General features: G+C 65.0%; 21 protein-coding genes. 12 read left to right on the forward strand and 9 right to left on the reverse strand.

Translation table 11 applies throughout. The annotated features are described in order from the left end of the window. Positions 1–268: 268 nt before the first annotated feature. The gene (locus ACTQWD_RS03875) at positions 269–1,282 is read right to left on the reverse strand and encodes an asparaginase (RefSeq protein ID WP_427795021.1); all 1,014 of its coding nucleotides are present in this window, start codon (positions 1,280–1,282) and stop codon (positions 269–271) included. A gap of 268 nt (positions 1,283–1,550) precedes the next feature. Between ACTQWD_RS03875 and guaA the strand changes: the two genes are divergently transcribed. Continuing rightward, positions 1,551–3,149 (forward strand): glutamine-hydrolyzing GMP synthase, encoded by a 1,599-nt coding sequence (gene guaA / locus ACTQWD_RS03880; RefSeq protein ID WP_441559296.1) that lies wholly within the window; start codon positions 1,551–1,553, stop codon positions 3,147–3,149. 557 nt (positions 3,150–3,706) lie between these two features. On the opposite strand, the gene ACTQWD_RS03885 is transcribed toward guaA, so the two are convergent. The 4 genes from ACTQWD_RS03885 to ACTQWD_RS03900 form a co-directional block, all read right to left on the reverse strand. Next, a complete protein-coding gene (locus ACTQWD_RS03885; RefSeq protein WP_441559297.1) occupies positions 3,707–4,120 on the reverse strand; it encodes a helix-turn-helix domain-containing protein in 414 nt (137 codons plus the stop codon). 95 nt (positions 4,121–4,215) lie between these two features. Further along, a complete protein-coding gene (locus ACTQWD_RS03890) occupies positions 4,216–4,428 on the reverse strand; it encodes a hypothetical protein (protein ID WP_441559298.1) in 213 nt (70 codons plus the stop codon). A gap of 246 nt (positions 4,429–4,674) precedes the next feature. After that, positions 4,675–5,136, reverse strand: a complete 462-nt coding sequence (locus ACTQWD_RS03895) for a hypothetical protein (protein WP_441559299.1) — start codon at positions 5,134–5,136, stop codon at positions 4,675–4,677. After that, positions 5,102–5,635 (reverse strand): helix-turn-helix domain-containing protein, encoded by a 534-nt coding sequence (locus ACTQWD_RS03900; RefSeq protein ID WP_441559300.1) that lies wholly within the window; start codon positions 5,633–5,635, stop codon positions 5,102–5,104. The genes ACTQWD_RS03895 and ACTQWD_RS03900 overlap by 35 nt, the downstream gene beginning before the upstream one ends. 324 nt (positions 5,636–5,959) lie before the next feature. On the opposite strand from ACTQWD_RS03900, the gene ACTQWD_RS03905 reads away from it, so the two are divergent. The 11 genes from ACTQWD_RS03905 (at position 5,960) to ACTQWD_RS03955 (ending at position 15,027) form a co-directional block, all read left to right on the forward strand. Then, the gene (locus tag ACTQWD_RS03905) at positions 5,960–6,175 is read left to right on the forward strand and encodes a hypothetical protein (protein ID WP_441559301.1); all 216 of its coding nucleotides are present in this window, start codon (positions 5,960–5,962) and stop codon (positions 6,173–6,175) included. After that, a complete protein-coding gene (locus ACTQWD_RS03910; RefSeq protein ID WP_441559302.1) occupies positions 6,162–7,235 on the forward strand; it encodes a site-specific integrase in 1,074 nt (357 codons plus the stop codon). Before ACTQWD_RS03905 ends, ACTQWD_RS03910 begins: the two co-directional genes overlap by 14 nt. Position 7,236: 1 nt before the next feature. Next, on the forward strand, positions 7,237–7,617 hold the full coding sequence (locus ACTQWD_RS03915; RefSeq protein ID WP_441559303.1) for a plasmid mobilization protein: 381 nt from the start codon (positions 7,237–7,239) through the stop codon (positions 7,615–7,617). Positions 7,618–7,773: 156 nt separating this feature from the next. Continuing rightward, positions 7,774–8,391, forward strand: coding sequence for a DUF6088 family protein (locus tag ACTQWD_RS03920; RefSeq protein ID WP_441559304.1), 618 nt, complete (start codon positions 7,774–7,776; stop codon positions 8,389–8,391). After that, on the forward strand, positions 8,375–9,370 hold the full coding sequence (locus ACTQWD_RS03925) for a nucleotidyl transferase AbiEii/AbiGii toxin family protein (RefSeq protein ID WP_441559305.1): 996 nt from the start codon (positions 8,375–8,377) through the stop codon (positions 9,368–9,370). The genes ACTQWD_RS03920 and ACTQWD_RS03925 overlap by 17 nt, the downstream gene beginning before the upstream one ends. Positions 9,371–10,277: 907 nt before the next feature. Continuing rightward, entirely contained in the window at positions 10,278–10,649 is a 372-nt protein-coding gene (locus ACTQWD_RS03930; protein ID WP_117752660.1) for a YraN family protein, read from the forward strand. A gap of 203 nt (positions 10,650–10,852) precedes the next feature. Next, positions 10,853–11,617, forward strand: coding sequence for a ParA family protein (locus tag ACTQWD_RS03935; protein ID WP_441559306.1), 765 nt, complete (start codon positions 10,853–10,855; stop codon positions 11,615–11,617). Beyond that, positions 11,604–12,560 (forward strand): ParB/RepB/Spo0J family partition protein, encoded by a 957-nt coding sequence (locus ACTQWD_RS03940; RefSeq protein ID WP_073293298.1) that lies wholly within the window; start codon positions 11,604–11,606, stop codon positions 12,558–12,560. The genes ACTQWD_RS03935 and ACTQWD_RS03940 overlap by 14 nt, the downstream gene beginning before the upstream one ends. Before the next feature lie 210 nt (positions 12,561–12,770). Beyond that, complete coding sequence (locus ACTQWD_RS03945; protein ID WP_441038692.1) at positions 12,771–13,217, forward strand: plasmid mobilization protein; 447 nt, start codon at positions 12,771–12,773, stop codon at positions 13,215–13,217. Further along, positions 13,205–14,476 (forward strand): relaxase/mobilization nuclease domain-containing protein, encoded by a 1,272-nt coding sequence (locus tag ACTQWD_RS03950; protein WP_441559307.1) that lies wholly within the window; start codon positions 13,205–13,207, stop codon positions 14,474–14,476. Before ACTQWD_RS03945 ends, ACTQWD_RS03950 begins: the two co-directional genes overlap by 13 nt. Next, positions 14,473–15,027, forward strand: coding sequence for a hypothetical protein (locus tag ACTQWD_RS03955; RefSeq protein ID WP_441559308.1), 555 nt, complete (start codon positions 14,473–14,475; stop codon positions 15,025–15,027). The genes ACTQWD_RS03950 and ACTQWD_RS03955 overlap by 4 nt, the downstream gene beginning before the upstream one ends. Positions 15,028–15,205: 178 nt before the next feature. Here the strand turns inward: ACTQWD_RS03955 and ACTQWD_RS03960 are convergent, their stop codons facing one another. The 4 genes from ACTQWD_RS03960 to ACTQWD_RS03975 all read right to left on the reverse strand — a co-directional run bounded on the left by ACTQWD_RS03960 (position 15,206) and on the right by ACTQWD_RS03975 (position 20,783). Beyond that, positions 15,206–16,483: an EcsC family protein gene (locus tag ACTQWD_RS03960; RefSeq protein ID WP_441038698.1), complete on the reverse strand. Its 1,278-nt coding sequence runs from the start codon at positions 16,481–16,483 to the stop codon at positions 15,206–15,208. Positions 16,484–16,766: 283 nt separating this feature from the next. Further along, the gene (locus tag ACTQWD_RS03965; protein ID WP_441559309.1) at positions 16,767–17,498 is read right to left on the reverse strand and encodes a class B sortase; all 732 of its coding nucleotides are present in this window, start codon (positions 17,496–17,498) and stop codon (positions 16,767–16,769) included. Between the two features lie 72 nt (positions 17,499–17,570). After that, positions 17,571–20,312 carry a VaFE repeat-containing surface-anchored protein gene (locus ACTQWD_RS03970; protein ID WP_441559310.1) on the reverse strand — a complete coding sequence of 914 codons (2,742 nt, stop codon included), beginning with the start codon at positions 20,310–20,312 and terminating at the stop codon, positions 17,571–17,573. Between the two features lie 12 nt (positions 20,313–20,324). Next, complete coding sequence (locus ACTQWD_RS03975; RefSeq protein ID WP_441039011.1) at positions 20,325–20,783, reverse strand: DNA gyrase; 459 nt, start codon at positions 20,781–20,783, stop codon at positions 20,325–20,327. Positions 20,784–20,803: the final 20 nt, after the last annotated feature.

A 20,803-nucleotide genomic window follows, 5' to 3' on the forward strand; every position in this document is an offset into this window, starting at 1 on the left:
CGTGCAAAAACCCGAGTATTCAGCATCCCTCAATAAATTGACAGCAACCGAAGGCGCAAATACGATGCTTGCTGTTTTGGATTATCCACAAAATTCATTATTATGAGGAATAATAGACGCGTGGGACGAGCCTATCGAACCGAAAAGCGATTTACAGCTAGCGGTTTTAACGTTTCCGGAAGGGGCGGGTGCTGAAAACTCCGCTTTTTGCACGTTCCGAGAGGTACCACGTGCCCCACAAGGCCCAAAGAGGCGGATTTTGTTTTAGCTACACCATCGGGATGCGGTCATGGTTGACCTGGCTGTAGAACAGGCGCTGAATCTCGGCCGCATCACGTGACTGGCCGAGCGCCCACATGGTCTTGGCCACGAGCGTTTCGGTGGTCATATCGTCGCCGCGCAAAATACCCGGATGGTCGGCGTAGGCACGGCCGACCTCATAAACACCCAGATCGAGGCCCTCTTCGGGGACCTGTGTGGTCATAACGACGGTGCGACCCGAATCGACCCAGCGGAAAATCGCCTCCTGGAATGACTCGCCGGACTCGCCAAACTCGGGAATACCGCCAATGCCAAAGGTCTCCAGAATTACGGCGTCGTAGCTATCGGTCAGGGCGTCCAATATGCCTGGATTCACGCCGGGCGTGAGCTTAAGGACAAACACGCGCGGGTCGATACGGTCGTAGAAACGAACCGGGCTCTCATTCTGGTGGGTGCCGTGGAGCCCGTTGCGCACGATGCGGTCGTTGCGGATGTAGGCAATGGGCGGATAGTTGACGCTAATGAACGCGTTGAAGCTCATGGTGCGCTGCTTGCGGGCGCGCGTGCCGGCGATGGCCACACCGCCAAACACGATTGAGACGTCGTGCGAATGCTCGTCGAGCGCATAGAGCAGGCTCTGGTACAGATTGAGTTTGGCATCGGTAAAGGGGTTGCCCATGGGCTTTTGCGAGCCGGTGAGCACGATGGGCTTGGGGCTGTCCTGAATCAGGTAAGAAAGCGCCGCCGCGGTGTAGCTCATGGTGTCGGTGCCGTGCAGAATCACGAAGCCGTCGTGGTCAGCATAACCCTCGACGATGACGTCGCGGATACGCATCCAGTCACTCGGACGCATATTGGTGCTGTCGATGTTCATGGGCTGCACGACGTCGAGCTCGCAGAGGCCCGAGATCTCGGGGACGCTCTGGGCGAGTTCCTCACCGGTTAGGGCGGGGGAGAGGCCGTTGCCGTCCTCGGTCGATGCGATGGTGCCGCCCGTGGCGATGAGAAGGATGCGCTTCATGTTGGTGTTCCTATCGTATTTGCCGCCCCAGAGGCGGAGTCGTTCGGCAGTATTGTGGCACAGGGTGTCCAATGTTCAAACGTATTACATCATCTGTAACGTTTGGCAACACTTCAATTGCCGTCAAATAGGGGCCCAGGTCGTGCGTTTGCCGTGCGCTGATGGCTGCGAGGGACGAGAAACCCCATATAACGTGTACACTATGACAGTTATTCTCGTTTATTCGCGCGGGCGGGCACCGGCTCCCCGCCAACAAGAGGGGAAAACCATGGATCAAAATGCTTCCGCAAAGGTCCTCGTACTCGACTTTGGCGCGCAGTACGGTCAGCTCATTGCCCGTCGCGTCCGCGACCTCAACGTGTATTCCGAGATCGTTCCCTGCGACATCTCGGCCGATGAGATTCGCGAGATGAACGCCTCTGCGCTCATCCTTTCCGGCGGTCCGGCCTCCGTGTACGCTGAGGATGCTCCGTCCATCGATCCCGCCATCTTTGACCTGGGCCTTCCCGTCCTGGGCTTCTGCTACGGCCATCAGATCACGGCCGTGACGCTCGGCGGCAAGGTCGGTCACTCCGAGGTGGGCGAGTACGGCCGCGCCACTATTACGCGCACTGCCGGCGCCAAGCTCTTTAACTCCACGCCCATGAAGCAAACCGTGTGGATGAGCCACCGCGACGCCGTGTCCGAGGTGCCCGAGGGCTTTACCGTTACCGCCAGCACCGACGTGTGCCCGGTTGCCGCCATGGAGTGCTCCGAGCGCAAGATTTTCACCACGCAGTTCCACCCCGAGGTCAAGCACTCCGAGTACGGTCAGCAGCTGCTGAGCAACTTCCTGTTTGAGATCTGCGGCCTGGAGCCCAACTGGAGCATGGACAACCTGGTCGAGACCATGACGGCCGAGTTCCGCGAGAAGGTCGGTAACGACCGCGTGATTCTGGCCCTGTCCGGTGGCGTCGACTCCTCCGTCGTGGCTGCGCTGGGCGCTCGCGCCGTGGGCAAGCAGATGACCTGTGTGTTCATCAACCACGGCCTGCTGCGCAAGGGCGAGCCCGAGCAGGTGGAGGAGGTCTTCACCAAGCAGTTCGATGTCGACTTTATCCACGTTCACGCCGAGGACCGTTATGCCGAGCTTCTGGCCGGCGTGACCGAGCCCGAGGAGAAGCGCCGCATCATCGGTACTCAGTTCTGGAAAGAGTTCTTCGCCGTGGCGCAGCAGCTCGAGACCGATGGCAAGCCGGTCAAGTACCTGGCTCAGGGCACCATCTACCCCGACATCATCGAGTCCGGCGCTCGCAAGACGGGCGGCAAGACGGCCACCATCAAGAGCCATCACAACCTGATCCCGTTCCCCGAGGGCGTACACTTCGACCTCATTGAGCCGCTTGATCACTTCTTTAAGGACGAGGTCCGCGCGCTTGGTCTGGCACTGGGCCTGCCGGGTCATATCGTGTTCCGTCAGCCTTTCCCGGGCCCGGGTCTGGCCATCCGCATTATCGGTGCGGTCGACAAGGAGAAGCTCGAGATCCTCAAGAACGCCGACGCTATCGTGCGCGAGGAGCTCGACGCCTACAACCAGCGCCTGTTTGAGCAGACCGGCGAGCGCAACTCCGAGCACAGCTGCTGGCAGTATTTCGCGGTCCTGCCCGACATCAAGTCCGTTGGCGTTATGGGCGACGAGCGCACCTATCAGCGCCCGATCATCCTGCGTGCCGTCGAATCCAGTGATGCCATGACCGCCGACTGGGCCAAGCTGCCCTACGATGTGCTGGCCCGCATTTCCGGCCGCATCGTTGCCGAGGTTCCCGGCGCCAACCGCGTGTGCTATGACATCACGTCCAAGCCGCCCGCGACCATTGAGTGGGAATAACGGGAACTGGCTTCTGAACTCGCGTTTTGGTGCTGCCGAGTACCGCTTGGTACTGTTTCGGCATCGCCGCAGGACAAAGCCACCAGCGAAATAGTGGGAATAATGGCCCTCGAACCCTCCGGTTCGAGGGCTTTCTTTTTGCATCTCTACCTGGGAAAACGACCCAATTATTCCCGTCTATCCCTACTGGGCGGTACGGCGGAGTACTCGGCGGTACGGGAATAATGGTGCCCTGCGGGAATAATTCACAATTCGGGTCCCCCGGGGGCCGATTTCGCGCGGCCGAAACTAAGTTGAAACTGCGAAGCGGATTCAAGTGCTTTTCGATTGCGTTTTCCCAGGTCAACAAACGGGAATAATAAAACGCGAAAATCGGTTTCCGCAGTTTCAGTGACCCCGAATGCCGCCGAATGACGCCGCGTATCTTGCCGTATTGGGGCACGTAATTATTCCCTTAACAGGGCTTTTGGGGAGCAGAGTTCATACGGGAATAATGGAACAGCCCCCGGAAAACCGGAGGCTGTTCGCAAGGAAGCGTCAATTCACCTGGGAAGATGTCAGAAAGAGGCCTTCCAGTCGGCGTAAGCGGCCTCGTCGAGTTCGCCGCGTTCTAGCTCTGCGCGCTTTTCCGCCCAGGACTTGATCGACTGCGCGAGCTTGGGGGCATGCGGCGCCTTGGGGTCGACCGTCAGGGCCATGCCGTCCTCGCTGGGCGCGAGGCCGTAGCCCTCCTCCAGCTGCAGCAGCAGGGCCATGAGGTCTTGCGACGTCTCGACGCCGTAGTCCTTGAGCGCGCCCTCGGAGACCTCGAGTGCCTTCGCGATCTTCTCCAGCAGCTCGGGCTTCACCGCGCGGATGCCGCTCTCGTAGTGCCTGATCGCACCCTCGGTGAGCCCCACGGCATCGGCGAGCTGGGCCTGCGTCATCCGCTTCGCCTTGCGGTACCGTCGGATATTGTCGCCTGTCGCCATGTGCCCTCCTGTAGCTTTTATCGGCGACCATTCTATCAGCGTACAAGTTTGTACGCAATTCTAATGGGAAATGCCGAACTTGTTGTCGTTTTTGGTTAGTCTTCAACCTCGATGACTTCGAAATCACAGTCGTCATCTTCATCGAGGGGATAATCTCCTGGATTAGACAGGTTGAGGATCTCTCCGCCCTCGCGATAGCAGGAACAACCGTAGCTGCCCGCCTCTTCCGCCTGCTCTTCGCTGTCGTAGAGCTCGTCATCTTCCTCTTCCGTGCCATCGGGGTAATGCATTACAACTTTGTACTTCATCTTGACTCCTTTGGTCTCTCTATGCGCACATGTGCGCGATGAGCATAATCTGGCCGATAGCGTGTAGGACGCTAACTGCCACCGCACAAGCGAGCAATGCTATGAACAGACGGAGTATCCATTTCTCCTCACTGCTGCTCTCGGTACCGAAAAGCCCGGTGCGGGTTTTGTTTTCGATTGCTGTCTGGTTGTGTTCCATTCGATGCTCCGTTTCTGTTGCGATTAGTAAACGTGTTTAGGAAAGGGCTACGCCACTCGACAATAGAGTCTCGTCTGAGGTCTTACGATAGTCTGGCCCTCGGCGAGGTTGACACCGATGGCGTTGGCGTACGAGATGGCATCCTGGGAGGCGTGCCAGCTCTCGGGCAGCTTGCGGATAAACCAGTCGACGTCAACGACCTTCGGGTCTACGGCAATAGGCTCTTCGGCGAGTAGATTGGGTGCCTGGGCAATAGCCTCGGACGCTCCGTCGGCGATGGCCTCTGTGCCCTTCACCGCCGAAGTATGCAGTGCCGTGCGAAAGTCAAGTTTTCCGTTTGCGAGCAAGCTAATGCCTACTCCGGCGGCTACGACCGCAATGCCCGTCGCTATCCCAATGCCGATTTTTCTTTTTAGGCGGCTTTTCTCGACGGAAGGGGCGTCGTCCTCATTGACGCCATCGAATGCCTGGTCGTTACCCTTGATCTTGTCCTTTTTGCCTTGCATCACCCTCGCTCCTCTCTGATCGAGACGGCTCTTCCGCCTCCCCGGCTTTAATCTGTTCAAGCAGCTTTCCCAACTCCTTAAGGCTTCGCTCATCCTTTTCAATTTCTTGGGTTAGCTGGCTTATGGTCTTCTTCTTCCTTGCTATGGACTCTTTAAGCGAGTCCGTCTCCTTGTTGATGTATGCGCATATTTGGACCGTATCTACCGATGCGTTTTCGATAGCGTTATCGGTGCCCATTTTTGCCGCGGCTATTCCCCCGATTGCCGTGAGCACTCCGACGGAAACCATTGCGGCCGGCGATGAAATGAACGCAGCGGCCGAGGCCGCGTATTTTGGCGAGTCCTCTAGAAACTTTTGCAAAGCCGCGGAAGAGACCGAGCTTCCTTCTTTACGCGAAGACCCTCTCGTTGCTTCTAGCTTGCCTTTTCTAATCCAGCGCCTGACCGTTTCGGGATTCGTTTGGAGTAGCTCGGCTATCTCCTTCACGTTGTATGACTTCATCTGTATTCCTTTCGCTGCAGCAATGGCAGCATAGCACAGTATGTAGTAAGAGAATAGTAAAATGTAGTAATAAGGTATTAATAGGACATCTTCTATTTACTACTTTGCGATGAGGTCGAATTGGTGGCAGGCAGAACTTGTGCATGCGGAAGCGCGAATTGAGGCAGCTGTGATGCCGCCCGTCGGCAGAGCGAAGAAGCTTGTAAAGCGTGATTCATCACAAGCGTACAAGTTTGTACGCAATTCTATTGACAGTACATATACGTACGATTATTCTCGGGAATATCAGCGTACGGATGTGTACGAATAGACAGGAGGTTCGAGATGGAACAACCGGTTGCGAGGACGTCGAGGCCGAGCATGCTCACCGCCGACGAGGTGGCGGAGCGCCTGAAGATCAAGAAAGGCAGCGCCTACGAGGTCATCCGCCAGATGAACAAGGAGCAGGAGGCCCTTGGGCGCGTGGTGATCCGCGGACGCGTCCGCAGCGACCTGTTCGAGGCCCGCTACTTCCCGGAGGTGGACGATGCCAGCCTATAAGGACAAGAAGACGGGCCTCTTCTACGTGCAGTTCTACTACCGCGACGCGCGCGGGGCCAAGAGGCACAAGACGAAGAAGGGTTTCCAGACCGAGCTCGAGGCGCTTCTGTGGGAGAAGAACTTCAAGGCCCTCAAGGACGACGCCATGGACATGACCTTCGCCGACTTCTGCAAGGTCTACGAGGCGGAGGTGAGGCCGAGGGTCCGCGAGCACACCTGGCTCACCAAGGAGAACATCATCCAGAGCAAGCTCCTGCCGTTCTTCGGCGACATGCGCATGTGCGACATACGGCCCGTCGACATCGTCAGGTGGCAGAACTCCCTCACTGGATCAACAAGGGCGGACGGCGACGGCTTCAAGCCCACTTACCTGAGGATCATCAACAACCAGCTAAACGCCATCTTCAACCACGCCGAGCGCTACTACAACCTGGAGAAGAACCCCGTCCACAAGGTGGACAAGATGGGCAGCAAGGAGGCCGGCGAGATGCAGTTCTGGACCAAGGACGAGTACCTCAGCTTCTCGGAGGCCATCTCCGACAAACCGCTCGCCTTCTACGCTTTCGAGGTGCTCTACTGGATGGGCGTACGCTGCGGCGAGCTCATGGCGCTCACGCCCTCGGACTTCCTGATGGAGACGTCGGAGCTGCGCATAGACAAGTCCTACCAGCGGCTGCGCGGCGAGGACGTGATCACGAAGCCGAAGACGCGCAAATCGGTGCGCACGATCAAGATGCCCGCGTTCCTCCGCGACGAGATGGCGGAGTTCATCGAGATGCGCGATGACGTGGCGCCCGACGAGCGGCTCTTCGGCTTCACGAAGCACTTCCTCGTGCACGAGATGGACCGCGGCTGCAAGGCGTCGGGCGTCAAGCGGATACGCATCCACGACCTTCGCCACAGCCACGTGAGCCTGCTCATCGACATGGGCTTCTCCGCCCTCGACATCGCCGAGCGCGTGGGACACGAGGCCATCGACATCACATACCGCTACGCGCACCTTTTCCCCGCCAAGCGCGCGCAGATCGCCGACGCGCTCTCCGAGCTGAGGGGCGAATAGGATGCCGTGCGAGAACAGCGCCCGCAAGCGCAGCAAGACGATGGCGTTCCGCTGCACCCCGGAGGAGTACGAGCTGATCGCCAACATGGCCGCCTGGAGCGGCATGAGCAGGCAGGACTACATCATGGCGAGGCTGACCGGGACCGAGATAACGGTGAGGCCGTCGTCGCGGACGCAACGGGCGCTGCGCGACTCCATGAAGAGCCTGGCGGAGCGGCTCCTCGCCGTGTGCGACGCCGACGAGCTCGATGCGGACCTCCAAAGGCAGCTCGCCCTGGTCATGGAGATCTTCAACGGGTTCGGCGAGGCGCCGCCGCCCGGAAGGCGCGCAAAGCGCGAGAAGGGGCCCGGCGACGATCTCTTCGGGATGCCTCGGCGCTGATCCCGGGCCGCGATCGGGAGGCGCAACCGCTTCCGGGCGCACGCGCGCGTGCCGGCGCGGCGAGGGACCGCAGGCGCGATGCGTGGGCAACCAAGGCAATCAGAGGCAATTTGATGAAAAAAGTATATACTATTTTCATCAAAAAGGAGGAACGCCATGACAGAAGCAGAGGCCATCGCTGAGCGCATAGAGAGCTTCGGCGCCGGCAGGGCCTTCACAGCCGCCGACTTCTCTGACGTCGCAGGCCGACGCAATGCTGCCAACGCGCTCGGGCGCTTGCATGCAAAGGGAGGGATCGCCCGCGCCATCCGCGGCGTCTACTACGCGCCGGAGCGCAGCGCGCTCATGGGCGCCGAGGTGCCGGCCAGCGCCGACGAGGTCGTGCGCGCCGTCGCCCGTGCCAACAAGTGGATCGTCGCACCGTCCGGCGACGCGGCGCTCAATGCGCTGGGCCTCGACACGCAGGTGCCCGCGAAGCTCGTCTACGTCAGCAGCGGTCCGTACAAGCGCTACGAGTACGGGCCGTACGATATCGAGCTCCGGCACCGCGCCAACCGCGACCTGCTCGACTGCTCGCAGATCACCTGCACCATCGTGCAGGCCCTCAAGGCGCTCGGGCGCGAGAACGTGGGCGACGAGGAAATCGGAACGCTCGCGCGCAACCTCACGGAAGGGCAGGCCGGCGCGTTCCTGGAAGAGTCGGCGGGGCTCACCTCCTGGGTTGCCGAGGCCGCGAAGAAGATATGGGAGGCGAAGCATGGACAGGATCGCTAGGGCCTCGGCCGACGAGCGCAGGCTGGTCTTCGAGGCCGCCGCGCAGAGGATGGCGCTCGCGCCGGCCGTCGTCGAGAAGGACTTCTGGGTGTGCTACACCTTGGACCACCTTTTCCACAGAAGCGGCTTCGCCGAGTCCATGGTGTTCAAGGGCGGCACGAGCCTGTCGAAGGCTTTCGGGCTCATCGAGCGCTTCTCGGAGGACATCGACCTCATACTCGATTGGCGACTCCTGGGCTACGGCGAGGACGAACCGTGGGAGCCGCGCAGCAACTCGGCGCAGGAGCGGTTCAGGGCCGACAGCATCGAGCGCGCGAACGCCTTCCTGGCCGACGCCTTTGCCCCGAAGCTCAGGGCCACGCTCTCCGAGTCCCTCGGCACCGAAGCGTCCGTCAGGTGCGGGGCGGAGGAGGAGACCGTGTACTTCGACTACCCGCGCTCCTACGAGTCGGCGGGCACGCTCGACACCATCAAGCTGGAGATAGGGCCCATGGCGGCGTGGTCGCCCTCCGAGGAGGCGGCGATAGCCCCGTACGCGGCGGACGTGGTTCCGTTCGGGCCCGAGCTGTCGACCACGGTGCGCACCGCGAGTCCCGAGCGCACGTTCTGGGAGAAGGCCACCATCCTGCACCAGGAGGCCAACAGGCCCGAGGGCAAGGCTATGCCCAGGCGCTACTCCCGCCATTACTACGACATGTACCGCCTTGGCCACTCGTTCGTGCTCGGCCGCGCCGTAGCGCAGCCCGGCCTCCTCGAACAGGTCGTCAGGTTCAAGGAGAAGTTCTACCGCACTCCGTGGGCCAAGCTGGCCGACGCGAGGCCCGGCACGCTCAGGCTCGCCCCTCCAAAGGGCAGGCTCGACGAGTTGGCGGCCGATTACGCCTCGATGAGGCCGATGCTGTTCGGCAGCTACCCGAGCATCGATGAGATAGTCGCCTACATGGTGGAGCTCGAGGAAACCGTCAACGGGCTAAGCTGATCAAGGGCGCCCCAATTCCGGGCGCCTGCCTGAATCGAAGAGGCGGGGCGGGCAACGCGACGGCTTCCCCGCCGAGAGCGGAGCGTTCCCTTTCGACGGGCGGCGTTGAGAACAGGCTCTTGCCCCTCGGCATAAAAGACCTCGTTCTGCAGCCTCCAGGATGCGCGCGGCGTCCTCGATGCGCTCGGCGCATCTCTCGCTTATCGACCTCAGGGCCAGTATGCCCTCGACGTCGAGAGGGTCCAGCTGGTCGGCGTGCGCCATGGACTCGAGCAGCTGGTCCAGCCCCCTCGCCAGCCTTCCCGCATCTGCCACCGCGTCGAGCAGCTCGCGACGCTCGTCCTTCTCGTTGATGCCCGTCAACAGCCGTCCTCCTTCTTCCGACGGACGTGCTGCGCAGCACCGTAGCCGTTCCGCATGGAGAGCCGCCTCGCCGCCAGCGGCCCCGTGAGCATATCGACCGTGAGCGGCACGGGAGAGGCCGTCCCGATTAGGGTAGCGGCGCCGCGACTCGGAAACGCGCCTCCGTCCTCCACGCGACGTCCCGACGTAACCCTCGCGAGCGCCCCAGCAATCGCCGACAGATCGCATCCCATGTCCGGAAGCCCCGGCACCCATGTCCGATTCCATGCCGCACGCCTCCGCCCCTCCGATCCGAAACCCGCCCCGGCGTTCCTTGGACGCGCAGGGTCGCACGCCGGCAGGCGGCCCGCAAGGGCCGCGACACTTTTTCGGGTTCTTCGCTCCATGCGCTGCGCGCGCGAACAACGCGAAAAACTGCCGTCGGAATACTTCTATTTCCACGCCCGACTTCGCTTCCTCCCTTGCCGGCGCGCCCGCGCCGCATGCGACTCACGCGGCGCAAGGCACGCCACAGGGGCGGGCCTCCGAGTCTAAGGAGCAAGACATGAACGACATGAAGGAAAAGGCGATGGGCGCGGTCAGGACCTTCCTCGAGCGTAAGGGCTACGAGATCGTCGATGAGGCCTGGCAGGGGCCCGAGGGCATCGGCGGAATCGACCTCGTGGCGGTGGACGAGGACGGGACCCTGGTCTTCGTCGACGCCACGGTCCGGATCGGGACGGACGGCTTCCCCGAGGCCCACAGGGCGCGCGGGCTGCGCGAGGCGCTGGCGGCGACGTGGCTCGCCGGCAACGGCGACGACTACGCCGACACGCCGGTCCGCTTCGACGAGGTGGCGATGATGGTCGTCAAGGAGAACCGAGCGCTCCTGCGCCACCACGTCAACTGCTTCGGCGAGATGGAGCCGCTCTCCTAGGCGGCGCGCCCGGCCCCGGGCTCCCGGGGCCGGGTTTCCCCGAATCCGCCCCTTGTACCACGAAAGCGTACATATCCGTACGTTTTCGTGGTACACTCCGCTTGTCGGACAAATCCGTACGGTTTTGTCCCGACGCTCCGAGACTCGGGGCGCGCCGGACCGGATGCGCCGAGGCGCGCCCCACGCTAGAGAGGACGCGACCCATGCGCACGATAGCCATTTCCAACTACAAGGGCGGCGTCGGCAAGACGACGACCGCCGTGAACCTGGCGGCGATCTTCGCCGCCCGGGGCCTTCGGACCCTGCTTGTCGACCTCGACCCGCAGGCGTCTGCCACAGACTTCTTCGGCCTCTACGACCGGGCCGTCTCCGAGCGGCGCACGTCGGTCGAGCTGCTCTACGGCGGCGCGCCCGTGGAGGAGGTCGCCTACGCTGCCGGGGAGAACCTCGACGTGGTGGCCTCGACCATCGACCTCGTCGACCAGAACGAGATGCTCCTGCGCGAGCAGCGACTCAAGTTCGCCCTCGACGACGCCTCGGGCTCCTACGACGTCTGCCTCATCGACTGCAGTCCCGTGATGCGCAGGCTCGCCTTCAACGCCTACCTCGCCGCGGCGGAGGGCGGCATGGTCGTCATCCCCGTGAAGCTCGACTCCACCGTGATGCGCGGCACGGCGCTCACCGTCGAGGCGACGCGCTCCATCGCCGACGCTCTGCGCATGCCCACGCCCCGCTGGAAGATACTGCGCACCTGCGTGCCCGGCCGCATGACCAACGCCGAGGCCACGGGCGCGGCCGTGCTCGACGGGTTCTTCCCGGGCGAGCAGTTCGAGACGGTCATCCACGCGAGCAGCAAGGTCTGCGAGGGCAGCTGGCAGTGGAAGCCGGTGGCCGCCTTCGAGCCGGGGAGCCGCCCCGCGCGCGACTACGAGGCGCTCGCAGACGAGGTGTGCCGTGAACTCGCCTAGGCAGGTGGCCGCGGGCTTCACCATCACGGGGCTTCTCGACGGCGCGTCGCGCACCCGCGGGCGCTACCCGGTGTCCGAGATCGCGGTGGCCGACATCGCCGACCACCCGGCGAACGCCGCGTACTCTATGGACCCTGCTGGGATAGCTGAGCTCGCCGAGTCCATACGCGAGGACGGCCTCACCGACCTGCCGCTCGTGCGAAAGGTCGGCGACGGCTCGTGGCAGATGGTCTCCGGGCATCGGCGCAAGGCCGCCTACGCGCTGCTCGCGAAGGACGACCCCGCTTACGAGAGGATGCCCTGCCGCGTGATAGAGGGCATCGACGACGAGCGGGCGGTGACGCTGCTCCACGCAGCGAACTACTTCACCCGCGCGCTCACCGTGACCGAGCGCGCCGCCGCGACCGAGGCGCTCAGGGGCGACGCCGTGCGCCTGCGCTCCGAGGACCCCTCGCTCTCCGGCATGCGCGTCGACGACGTGAAGGCCGCCATCATCGAGCGGCAGACGGGCCGCAAGGTCTCCGGCAAGACCATTGCGCGTGAGGAGAGGCTGGCCCGCCGGATTGCCGAGGACCTCTCGCCCGAGTGGGCCGCCGAGGCCGATCGCGGCAACCTCAGCGCCGAGGCGGTGCGCTCGCTCGCGGGCATGCCGAAGGAGCGCCAGGCGGAGATGCACGCCGCAATGGAGCCCTGGCGGCGCACCAAGCGGGAGCTCTCCGACTACGTGAGGAGCGAGAGCAAAACGCAGGCCGGCCCCGACGGGCGCATCTCCAAGGCAGCGAGGCTCGTCGCCGATTTCCTCGAGAGCCCGCCCGAGAGCCCGAGCGCGGCCGACCTCTCGCTGCTGCGTGAAATGGCGCTCATGACCGCGCCGTACGCGGAGGCGGGCACCGATGCCCGAAAGCGTCGCAGAAGGGCCTCAGGCCCGAAATCCAGCAAGTAGCCTATGGCGTCCGACATCGCGTCGGGCGTCCATAGCACTTGGGGACCGGGCGGCCTCGGACCCGTCATGCCGCAGGCCGTTCGGGAGCCCGCTTTCGCGAGGCCCGGTCCCAGAGGCGGCGCCCGGGCCGGGCCGCCGCCTGCGGGGGATCCCCCCCGCCCCGAGAGAGACGCGCCCGCCCCCCGCCGGGCCCGAGGAAAGGAATCCGCCATGGAAGAGGAAGCCGGCGCCGCCAAAGGCAAGGAGCGCCGCGTCACGTTCCGCATGGAGGGAGGCGACTACGACGCGCTCTGCGAGCGGTGCGAGCGCGCCGGCCTCAGCAAGTCGGAGTACCTGCGCTACCTCGTGCGCATACCGCTGTCGACGGAGGCCAACGCGGGAGACGAGCACCGCATACTCGTGGACCGCAGGGCCCTGTGGGCGATGTCTCGGGAGCTCACGAAGTGGGGCTACCACTACAACCAGGCCGTGCACGCGATGAACCTCATCAACTTCCACGCGCGCCACGGGCGCGTCGACCGCGACCTCGTCGCGGAGAGCGTCCCGACGATCGAGCGCGAGCTCGCCGACGTGAACGCCGCGGCCCGCGAGATGGCGGCGGAGCTCGGGCGCATCGGGGCCGACTCGCTCGTGGAGGGATCGCCATGCCGATCCTGAAGCCGATAAGCGGCCACGGCTCGACCGGAGGCATCCGCCGCTACCTCGAGAAGGGAGGCCGCGCCCTCGCGCGCGACCTGTTCAACCTGAGCTACGACGAGCGCGACGCCGGCGCGTTGGGAGACGGCGCCAAGGAGGCCTGCGCCTGGGACGCCGAGATGGACGCCACGCGCGCCGCGTTCGGCACGGACGCCCCATGGAGGGGAAAGCCCGCGCGCACGTTCAAGCACTTCGTGCTGTCGCCGGACCCCGGCGACGACATCGACCTGGCGGCGCTGCGCGAGCTCGCGTGCTCGTGGGCGCTCAAGCACTTCGGCGACCACGAGATCGCCATCGTGTACCACGACGACAACGCCCGCGGCATACCGCACGCGCACATCGTCGTGAACAACGCCAACCTCCGCACCGGCTACCGCATGCAGACCCAGCACCCCGAGGACCTCAACCGCGACCTGCAGGACATGGCGCGCGAGCGCGGGCTGTCGGGGCTCTCCAACGACCGGGCGCCCGAATCGCCGTCGAAGGCGCGCGGGCGGGCCGGCGCGGGCGGGCCCAGAAGCCGCAGGAGCGTCTACCTGGGCCGGGCCGAGAAGGAGATCATGCGCTCGGGCGGCTACTCGTGGGTCGGCGACATCCGCGCACGCGTCGCGCTCGCCAAGACCACGGCGCGCGACGAGGCGGAGTTCCTCGGCATCCTCGACGCCCTTGGCGTGCACGTCGCCGACAACTCGGCCAAGGCGCGGCGGGACGACTGGGTGTTCAGCCTGGCCGAGGAGCCGTCCAAGAAGGTCAGCGGCGAGCGCCTGGGGTTCGTCTACGGCAAGGAGATGCTCCGCCGCCGCTTCGAGCGCGAGGGCGCCTACCGTCCCACGGACGCGAGCACCGCGCGCATCCGCGAGGCCGCCGAGCGAGCCCTCGAGCTCAACGACCTTTCGGAGCTGAGCAGGCTCTCCTCGGCGCTCGAGACCTGCGCGAAGTTCGACGTCGAGTCCATCGAGGAATTCGGTCTCAGGATGGCGACGCTCGAGCGCCGCGGCCAGGCGGGCGGCGAGGGGTACCGCCGCCTCGAGGTGGCGCGCGACTACATGGCCGAGAACGGGCTCATGCCGCTCAAGACCCGCTACGGGGACGATCGCGGGCGCGGTGCTGCCGAAGTAAACTCTCGCGACGGCCGCCGCGAGGACGAGCAACAGCGAATCCTCGCCGCCGAGCGACAGCGGGCCCAGCGGGACCAGCGCAGGGAGAGGGGCCGGAGATGATGGTGAGGATAGAGTACGAGGGCGGCAGGACGACGCTGTTCGACACGCTCTCGTTCACGGAGGGGTCGCCGTTCTCCGGCGCGAACATGCTCACGGAGTTCGAGCTCGAGATGCGCGACGAGCCCGAGAAGGGGCTCTGGCTCACGGCGAACTGGCACCAGGTGCGCGACGACTGGCGCGCCAACGCGCCCGCGGACGGCATCCCGGCCGCGCGCAGATCCCGCGGGTGGCGCTTCATGCTGGCCTCGGAGGCCGAGCTCGGGCGCGCCCGCCGCGTCCTGCTCGACGGCGACGAGGCGTTCGCCCGGGTGCGGGGCTACCTGTGCGACGCGGCTGCAATTTGCGCTTGCTACCGCGAGCACGTGGGCCCTCCCTCAAAACCGCTGAAGGCGCAGATAAGGGACCTGCAGCGCGCGCTGGGGAGGGCGGAGGTCCCGGGCGTGCCCGACGGGCTGGCGAGGCTGCTCGCGGAAGAGAAGGAAGAGGGCGCCGACGAGGGAGCCCGCAAGGTCAAGGAAGATTGGGGTGACGTCGATGAAGAGGCTTGGTAGGTTCCTCATGGCGGCGCTTAAGGTCACGCTGGGCTTTTTCGTCTGGCTGTTCCGCGCCGTGTTCAAGTGGGTGATGTGAGAAGAGGAAGCGAAAACCGTGCGGAAGCAGCCTTGGAAAGCAGGAAAGCGGATAAGGTCTCGTGCTCGAGCACGAGACCTTATTCGTTAAACGGGTGGTTTATTCTCCCGTGTACGCGGGGTCCTCGGACGCTGGCGGCTCGGGACTCCTCTCCACGAGGGCGCGGGCGCGCTGGTCCTTCTCGACGATGAAGCGCTTGTGGTAGAAGAGGTCCGCGAAGTCTAGGATCCTCTTCATCTGCGCAGTGTCGAACAGCGCCCCGAAGCCCGCGCCGATGACCGGGACCATCTTCCCGACGGTTTCGAGCGTCATCTTCTGCCCGATCTGGGTGAGCGCCTTCTTGAAGACCCCGGCCTCGAGCGCCTTCTTGCCACCGTTCTCGACCGCCTTGCGGGCAGCGCCGTGGGCAAGCGCGCGGATCTGGGCTATCGCGAGGGCGGCGCCGCCCTGCTCGACCATCGCCGACCAGCCCTTCTTCACGGTCTGCTTGACTGCGGCCGCTTCCGCGTAGACGAGAACCTTGCCGATGTACTCGCTCGCGGCGTCGACTTTCGCCTTGGGGGCGAGGGCGCTTTGGAACACCTCGCTCGCGATGACGAGCTCGGACGGGTCGTCCTTGACGTCGTAGCCGTAGAACATGGCGACCGACTGGACGGCCCTGAAGTAGATGAGCATGCTGAGGGCGAGATTGGCGGGCAGGCCCCAGAAGCCCGCGGCGCCCGTGCTTCCGCCCTCGACGAGGGCTATGCCCATATGGTGCAGCCTCTCGTTCGCTGAGACCGCGGCGACATCGTAGGCTCGCAGCAGGCATATCTCGGAGAGCGAGGAGACCTTCTGCTCCTGCTTGCCCTCGTTGATGCGGGAAATGACGTACTCCCTGCTAACGCTCGCCTTCGCCGCCTGCTTCTCGAGTTCCCCGAATCCCTCCGCTGCCGCCTTGATGGCGTTTGCCATAAGCTCTTGCTCGGTCAACCCATTGAGGGTGTCCTTCGCGGCCTTCCCGGCTTTATTGGCGAGGTCCTTCACGGGCGCGGGCACCGCCTCGCCGATCTGCTTACCGGCCTTCGCGAGGGCGCCGGGCGAGGTGAGCTTCTCGTAGCGTTTCGCGAGGGTTTGAATCTCGTTGAACTCTCGCTCGTCGAGCGCGGGGTCCGGCATGATGTACGAGCCGTCCTCGGCGACAAGGTTCCCCTCGAATGTCTCTCCGTATTCGCCTCCGAATGCCTGGTGGGTCCTTTTTGCTCCGGCCTTGATCGCCTCGGCGCCGGCGTTCACGGCTTTTGCACCCGCATCCGCGGCATCTGCAACACCAGCTGCCAACCTGCCTAAAAGGCCACTATTCTTCATATGGCCCGAATCGACTGTTTCGTCGTCCATCTTTTCCTCCTGGTTTCGAGAGCTGCATTCTCTATAGGGGATGCAATTCTCGCGTGGAATCTGCTTCATTCGTAATTATCCCACCGTATGCGACGGGCGCATACCAGACAGAGGGCGTTGGCGTCTTATGGACACCAACAGGCATGGATGTTGCCGCGTTGTGAGGGGCTTTGAGCGCTGTGTTTGGTTGCTGCTTGTTGTTTGCGCCGTGCTCAGTCCCGATCGTCGTCGCCGGCTGCGCAGCAGGCGTAGGCCGTGAGCGTGAGAAGCCCCATGAGGAGCCCTATTCCGAAGGGCGCGAATCCCATCCTTCCACCTCCTTCGCGTAGACGACGGTGCGCGAGTTGCTCGTCTGGTAGCTGCACGTCACGAAGGCCCAGGCCTGCGCGATGTCCGCCGGCTCTTCCAGGACGACCTCGCACCGGGACAATTTGTCCCCGAGGTAGGCGGCGAGCGCCGGCGCGTCTGCGAAGTCTGTCCGCTTGCCCTCTGAGCTCGCGTCGACCACGTCGGCCGCGAAGACCTCGAGCTTGATCGCCTTCTCGCGGGTGTAGACCCGGATGGTGCGGTGCCCCTCGGCGAAGTCGCGCGACGAGTACTGCGCGAGCGGCGCGAACATGGTGCCGTCGGACATGTGGTGCCCGTAGACGATGACGAGCGGGCTTTCGGCGCCCTGCACGCACCCGGCGTCGATGTAGGGAGCGCCCCACGCTGATCTTTCGCTGCCGGCGTCGTGCGTGAGGTAGAAGTCGGGCGATTCAGGCCGGCCCTGGACGATCGGGTAGTCGACGGTCGTGCCCGGCACGCGCACCCAAGCGACGACGGAGGCGGGAAGGGCGTCCCAGTCGATGTCGCCTCCCGTCTCTTGAGCCTCCATCGCCGCGTCCTCTTCCGCAGCAGGCACCTCGTGCACCTCGTACGGGTTCCTCTCGGGCAGCGGCAGGACGGCGAGCGCCGCCAGCGCCAGCAACGCCACGGCAATGGCGAGTGCCGTGGCGGCTTTCCCTTTGTTCATGTCCTCCCCCGTTCGCAGGGGAGGCCCTGGGCGATCGCCCAGGGCCTCCGGTTCGGTATCGATGCGGCGCCGCTACTCTTCCGGCTCGTCGGCAGGCTCTTCGGCTGCCGCGTCCTTGCTTGCGCCGGCCGTCTTGCGCTTGCGGTACGCGAGCGCTCCGCCCGCACCCGCCGCAGCTGCCAGAGCGATGCCTGCGGCCACGGCGTAGCCGGTGCCGTCGGGGGCGTCGGCCCCGGTCTTGGCGTAGGACTCCTCGGGCACCTCGGGCGTGTCGGGGTTGTCCACGACGACGCTCTGCTCGGCGGAGTCGATGTCCTCGTGGGCCGCAACGACGTTGCCGGCGGAGTCCAGGACCTTCTCGAAGACGACGAGCTCGTCTCCCTCGGCCAGGCCCTCGGTGTCGAACTCGAAGGTCACCTCGACGGTGCCGGAGGGCGCCTCGGGCTCGAAGGGCGTGCGCGCGGTCACCTCGTTGCCGTCCTTGTCGAGGAACGGCTCTCCGGTGCTCTTGTCCATGAGCGTGCCCACGGCGATGTAGGTCTCGCCGGGGACGAGGCCCTTGTAGGCCACCGTGTCGACGACCTTGGCCTTGCCGGTCTCGATGACCTGGTCGCCGTCTGCGGCGTCGGCTGCCTGGGTGCCCACCTCGACGGCGACGTGGACGGTCTGCCCCTCGTCGGAGAGGTCCGCGTGCGACGCCACCTCGGCGCCGTCCTTGCGAAGGCTCTCAAACACGACCAGGTCGCGGCCGCCGAGCAGGCTCGCGTCGAAGGAGATCTCTACGTCCTGGCTGCCCGTCGAGATCGCGGGCGCGAACTCGGCCTTGGCCCCCACGGGCTTGCCCGAGGCGTCGGCCACGGGCTCGCCGGTCGCCTTGTCGACGAGGGTCGCCGAGAGCTCGTATTCCTCGCCGGCCTTCAGCCCCTCGTAGGCCACCGCGTCGACGACCTTGGCCTCGGCGTCGGCCGAGACGTCCTTGTCGCCGTCCGCCCCGTCCTTTGCTGTGGTGGAGATGCGCGGGCTCTCCTGGTCGTCGAGGCCCATCCACACGGCCTTCGCGACCGTCGAGTCGCGATCGATCCAGAAACTCCTCGTGATGAGCTCGAGGCCCTCGTTGGCATCGCAGCGCAGCTCGGTCATGGTGTAGGCGCCGTACGGCAGGGCCGCCAGCGAGTCGTCGACCGGCGCCGAGGAACCGTCCTCGCCGAGCGAGAACCAGATGCCGGCCTTCGGGTCCATGTCGGCGACAGCAATCGGGCCCTCATGGCCGAGCAGGGCGTCGTTGGCGTTGGTGTCCCTCGAGTGCTTGTTCCAGCTGCTCGCGGTTGACGCGTCGCCGTTGCGGTCCGTGACCAGCACGTGAGTCTCGCCGGTGGCCGCGTTCTCGATGGCGAACGGGACCATGAGGCCGGCGTTGTCGGACTCGCTCTTCTTGGAGAGCTCGAGGTCGTTGCGCACCACCTGGTCGCGGAACTCGAGCGCGGCGCCGTCCGCGGAGGCGCACACGATCTCGCCGCCGGCGCGGACCTCGAAGGTGCGGGGCTCGCCGTCGGTCAGCAGGTAGCTCCCGTTCGTCGCCGTCTCCCGCACGTCGTAGGTCCCGTACGGAAGGGCGTCGGCCGCGGTCTGCGCGGTGTAGGCGCCGGCCTCGTCGTTCCATGCGGTGGTCAGCGTCGCCACGGCTTCGCCCGGCTCGCGCCACTCTCCGTCAACGAGGACCTTGTGCGCCGAGCGGTTCGTGACGGTGAACTCGATCCCGTCGAGGCCGGGGTGCTCGCCAGGCGCCTCCTTGTGGCCGCTGCCCGCGAGCGCCTCGGACGCCTGCAGCTCCTTGTCGGACTTGGTCACCTGCACGCCGCCGCGGAAGACCTCGTCGGTCACGGGGTCGCCCGTGAGGTCGCGCACCTCGCCGGCTTTCACGGCGAACGCGACGGGGGCACCGCTGGCGTCGTAGCCCTCGGGCGCGCCGGACTCGACGATGCGGTAATTGCCTGCGGGAAGTGCGTCGGCGCCGGTCGCGGCGACGTGCGACCCGTCCTCGGGCGCGGTCTTGATCGTGGCGCAGACCTCTCCGTCGGCATAGTACTTGCCGCCGACCAGCACGTACCGGCCGGTCTCGTTCACGACTGAGAAGCTCGCGCCGTCGAGCGAGGCGTCGCCCTGGGGCTCGGCGCCCGCCTCGGAGTCCTCTTTGGCGACCTTGACGCCGCCTGCGGACCAGCTGAAGCTCACGAGCGTCTGGGAGCCTCCGCCGGTCCTGACGCAGAACGCCTCGAACCCGGCGGAGACCTTGCCGGCGCCCGCCTTCATCTTGGCGAAGGTCCCGCCGATCAGCTCGGATTTCGCCCAGGAGGCGAACTCGGCGCTCGTGCCGTGCGTGGCAGCCGACTCGGACCCGGAGTAGGCGTAGGCGATGAGCACATGGCTCGCCGCGGCGTACTTGGCGTCGTCCCAGCCGCCGCCGTCGTACCAGCTGCCCGGGAACATCGACGCGTCGAAGCCGGGAGAGCCGAACGAGTACCAGATGGCCGCTGTCACGTCGCCGCTCGGCACGGGGCTCGTCGAGTAGGAGCCCGGCGCGGGCGTCGGGGACGAGGGCTCGGCGCAGTAGGCGATGTTGCCGTCGGCGCTCATCCACGTGGTGGCGAAGCCGCCGTAGGGGATCTTGCCGCCGATGGACACGTCGACCGTGCTCGGCGCGGCGTAGGCGGGCGAGGCCGCCACGGAGGCGAGCAGCGCCCCCGCGGCAAGGATGAGCGCCATGGCGCATCGGAGGAGCTTTTCCTGCAGGGTGCAGTCTTTCGCTGCGTTCATCTTTCCGTCTCCCTATCTCTCGACGCTTCGCTGTGCGCGGGGCGCCTCGTGCTCGGCGGCGCGGCTCGCCTGGCGGGCGTGCTCGGCGCGCTCCGCGAGGTAGCGCGAGCGACCTGCGTCAACGGCCTCCTTGAGCTGCGCCGGCATGACCCTCACGGTGTCCTTGACCGCGCGGCCGCCCTCGTCGAGCTCGGGCTGGCCGTCCGGGCCCATCACCGTCTTCCTCAGCCACACCTCGCGGTTCGCGAGCAGCGGTATGTCTCGGAAGTCGGCCCCCTTGAATCGGCTCTCGTTCACGAACATGGGGCTGAACTCGTAGCCTCCAACGTCCACGCCGTCGACGACGGTGCCCTTGGGAAGGGTCGCCGAGTTGAAGGTCCTGGCCTCGCCGGTCGCGCGGTCGGTGTACTCGATTCCCTCGCGCACGAAGCTCTTGTGCAGCGAGAGGTACACGTTCTTCCTCTCTTCCATGTCTTTCCTCCTTTTCGTTT

Source organism: Collinsella sp. LCP19S3_B6 (genome assembly GCF_052121815.1).
Lineage (GTDB): Bacteria > Actinomycetota > Coriobacteriia > Coriobacteriales > Coriobacteriaceae > Collinsella.

Bases quoted from the DNA above. Each gene is read 5' to 3' on its own strand.
- ACTQWD_RS03890 (WP_441559298.1), bottom strand. From the start codon at position 4,428: ATGAAGTACAAAGTTGTAATGCATTACCCCGATGGCACGGAAGAGGAA.
- ACTQWD_RS03875 (WP_427795021.1), bottom strand. From the start codon at position 1,282: ATGAAGCGCATCCTTCTCATCGCCACGGGCGGCACCATCGCATCGACC.
- ACTQWD_RS03935 (WP_441559306.1), top strand. From the start codon at position 10,853: ATGCGCACGATAGCCATTTCCAACTACAAGGGCGGCGTCGGCAAGACG.
- ACTQWD_RS03945 (WP_441038692.1), top strand. From the start codon at position 12,771: ATGGAAGAGGAAGCCGGCGCCGCCAAAGGCAAGGAGCGCCGCGTCACG.
- ACTQWD_RS03925 (WP_441559305.1), top strand. From the start codon at position 8,375: ATGGACAGGATCGCTAGGGCCTCGGCCGACGAGCGCAGGCTGGTCTTC.
- ACTQWD_RS03920 (WP_441559304.1), top strand. From the start codon at position 7,774: ATGACAGAAGCAGAGGCCATCGCTGAGCGCATAGAGAGCTTCGGCGCC.
- ACTQWD_RS03900 (WP_441559300.1), bottom strand. From the start codon at position 5,635: ATGAAGTCATACAACGTGAAGGAGATAGCCGAGCTACTCCAAACGAAT.
- ACTQWD_RS03955 (WP_441559308.1), top strand. From the start codon at position 14,473: ATGATGGTGAGGATAGAGTACGAGGGCGGCAGGACGACGCTGTTCGAC.
- ACTQWD_RS03930 (WP_117752660.1), top strand. From the start codon at position 10,278: ATGAACGACATGAAGGAAAAGGCGATGGGCGCGGTCAGGACCTTCCTC.
- guaA (WP_441559296.1), top strand. From the start codon at position 1,551: ATGGATCAAAATGCTTCCGCAAAGGTCCTCGTACTCGACTTTGGCGCG.
- ACTQWD_RS03965 (WP_441559309.1), bottom strand. From the start codon at position 17,498: ATGAACAAAGGGAAAGCCGCCACGGCACTCGCCATTGCCGTGGCGTTG.
- ACTQWD_RS03910 (WP_441559302.1), top strand. From the start codon at position 6,162: ATGCCAGCCTATAAGGACAAGAAGACGGGCCTCTTCTACGTGCAGTTC.
- ACTQWD_RS03885 (WP_441559297.1), bottom strand. From the start codon at position 4,120: ATGGCGACAGGCGACAATATCCGACGGTACCGCAAGGCGAAGCGGATG.
- ACTQWD_RS03915 (WP_441559303.1), top strand. From the start codon at position 7,237: ATGCCGTGCGAGAACAGCGCCCGCAAGCGCAGCAAGACGATGGCGTTC.
- ACTQWD_RS03970 (WP_441559310.1), bottom strand. From the start codon at position 20,312: ATGAACGCAGCGAAAGACTGCACCCTGCAGGAAAAGCTCCTCCGATGC.
- ACTQWD_RS03975 (WP_441039011.1), bottom strand. From the start codon at position 20,783: ATGGAAGAGAGGAAGAACGTGTACCTCTCGCTGCACAAGAGCTTCGTG.
- ACTQWD_RS03950 (WP_441559307.1), top strand. From the start codon at position 13,205: ATGCCGATCCTGAAGCCGATAAGCGGCCACGGCTCGACCGGAGGCATC.
- ACTQWD_RS03960 (WP_441038698.1), bottom strand. From the start codon at position 16,483: ATGGACGACGAAACAGTCGATTCGGGCCATATGAAGAATAGTGGCCTT.
- ACTQWD_RS03905 (WP_441559301.1), top strand. From the start codon at position 5,960: ATGGAACAACCGGTTGCGAGGACGTCGAGGCCGAGCATGCTCACCGCC.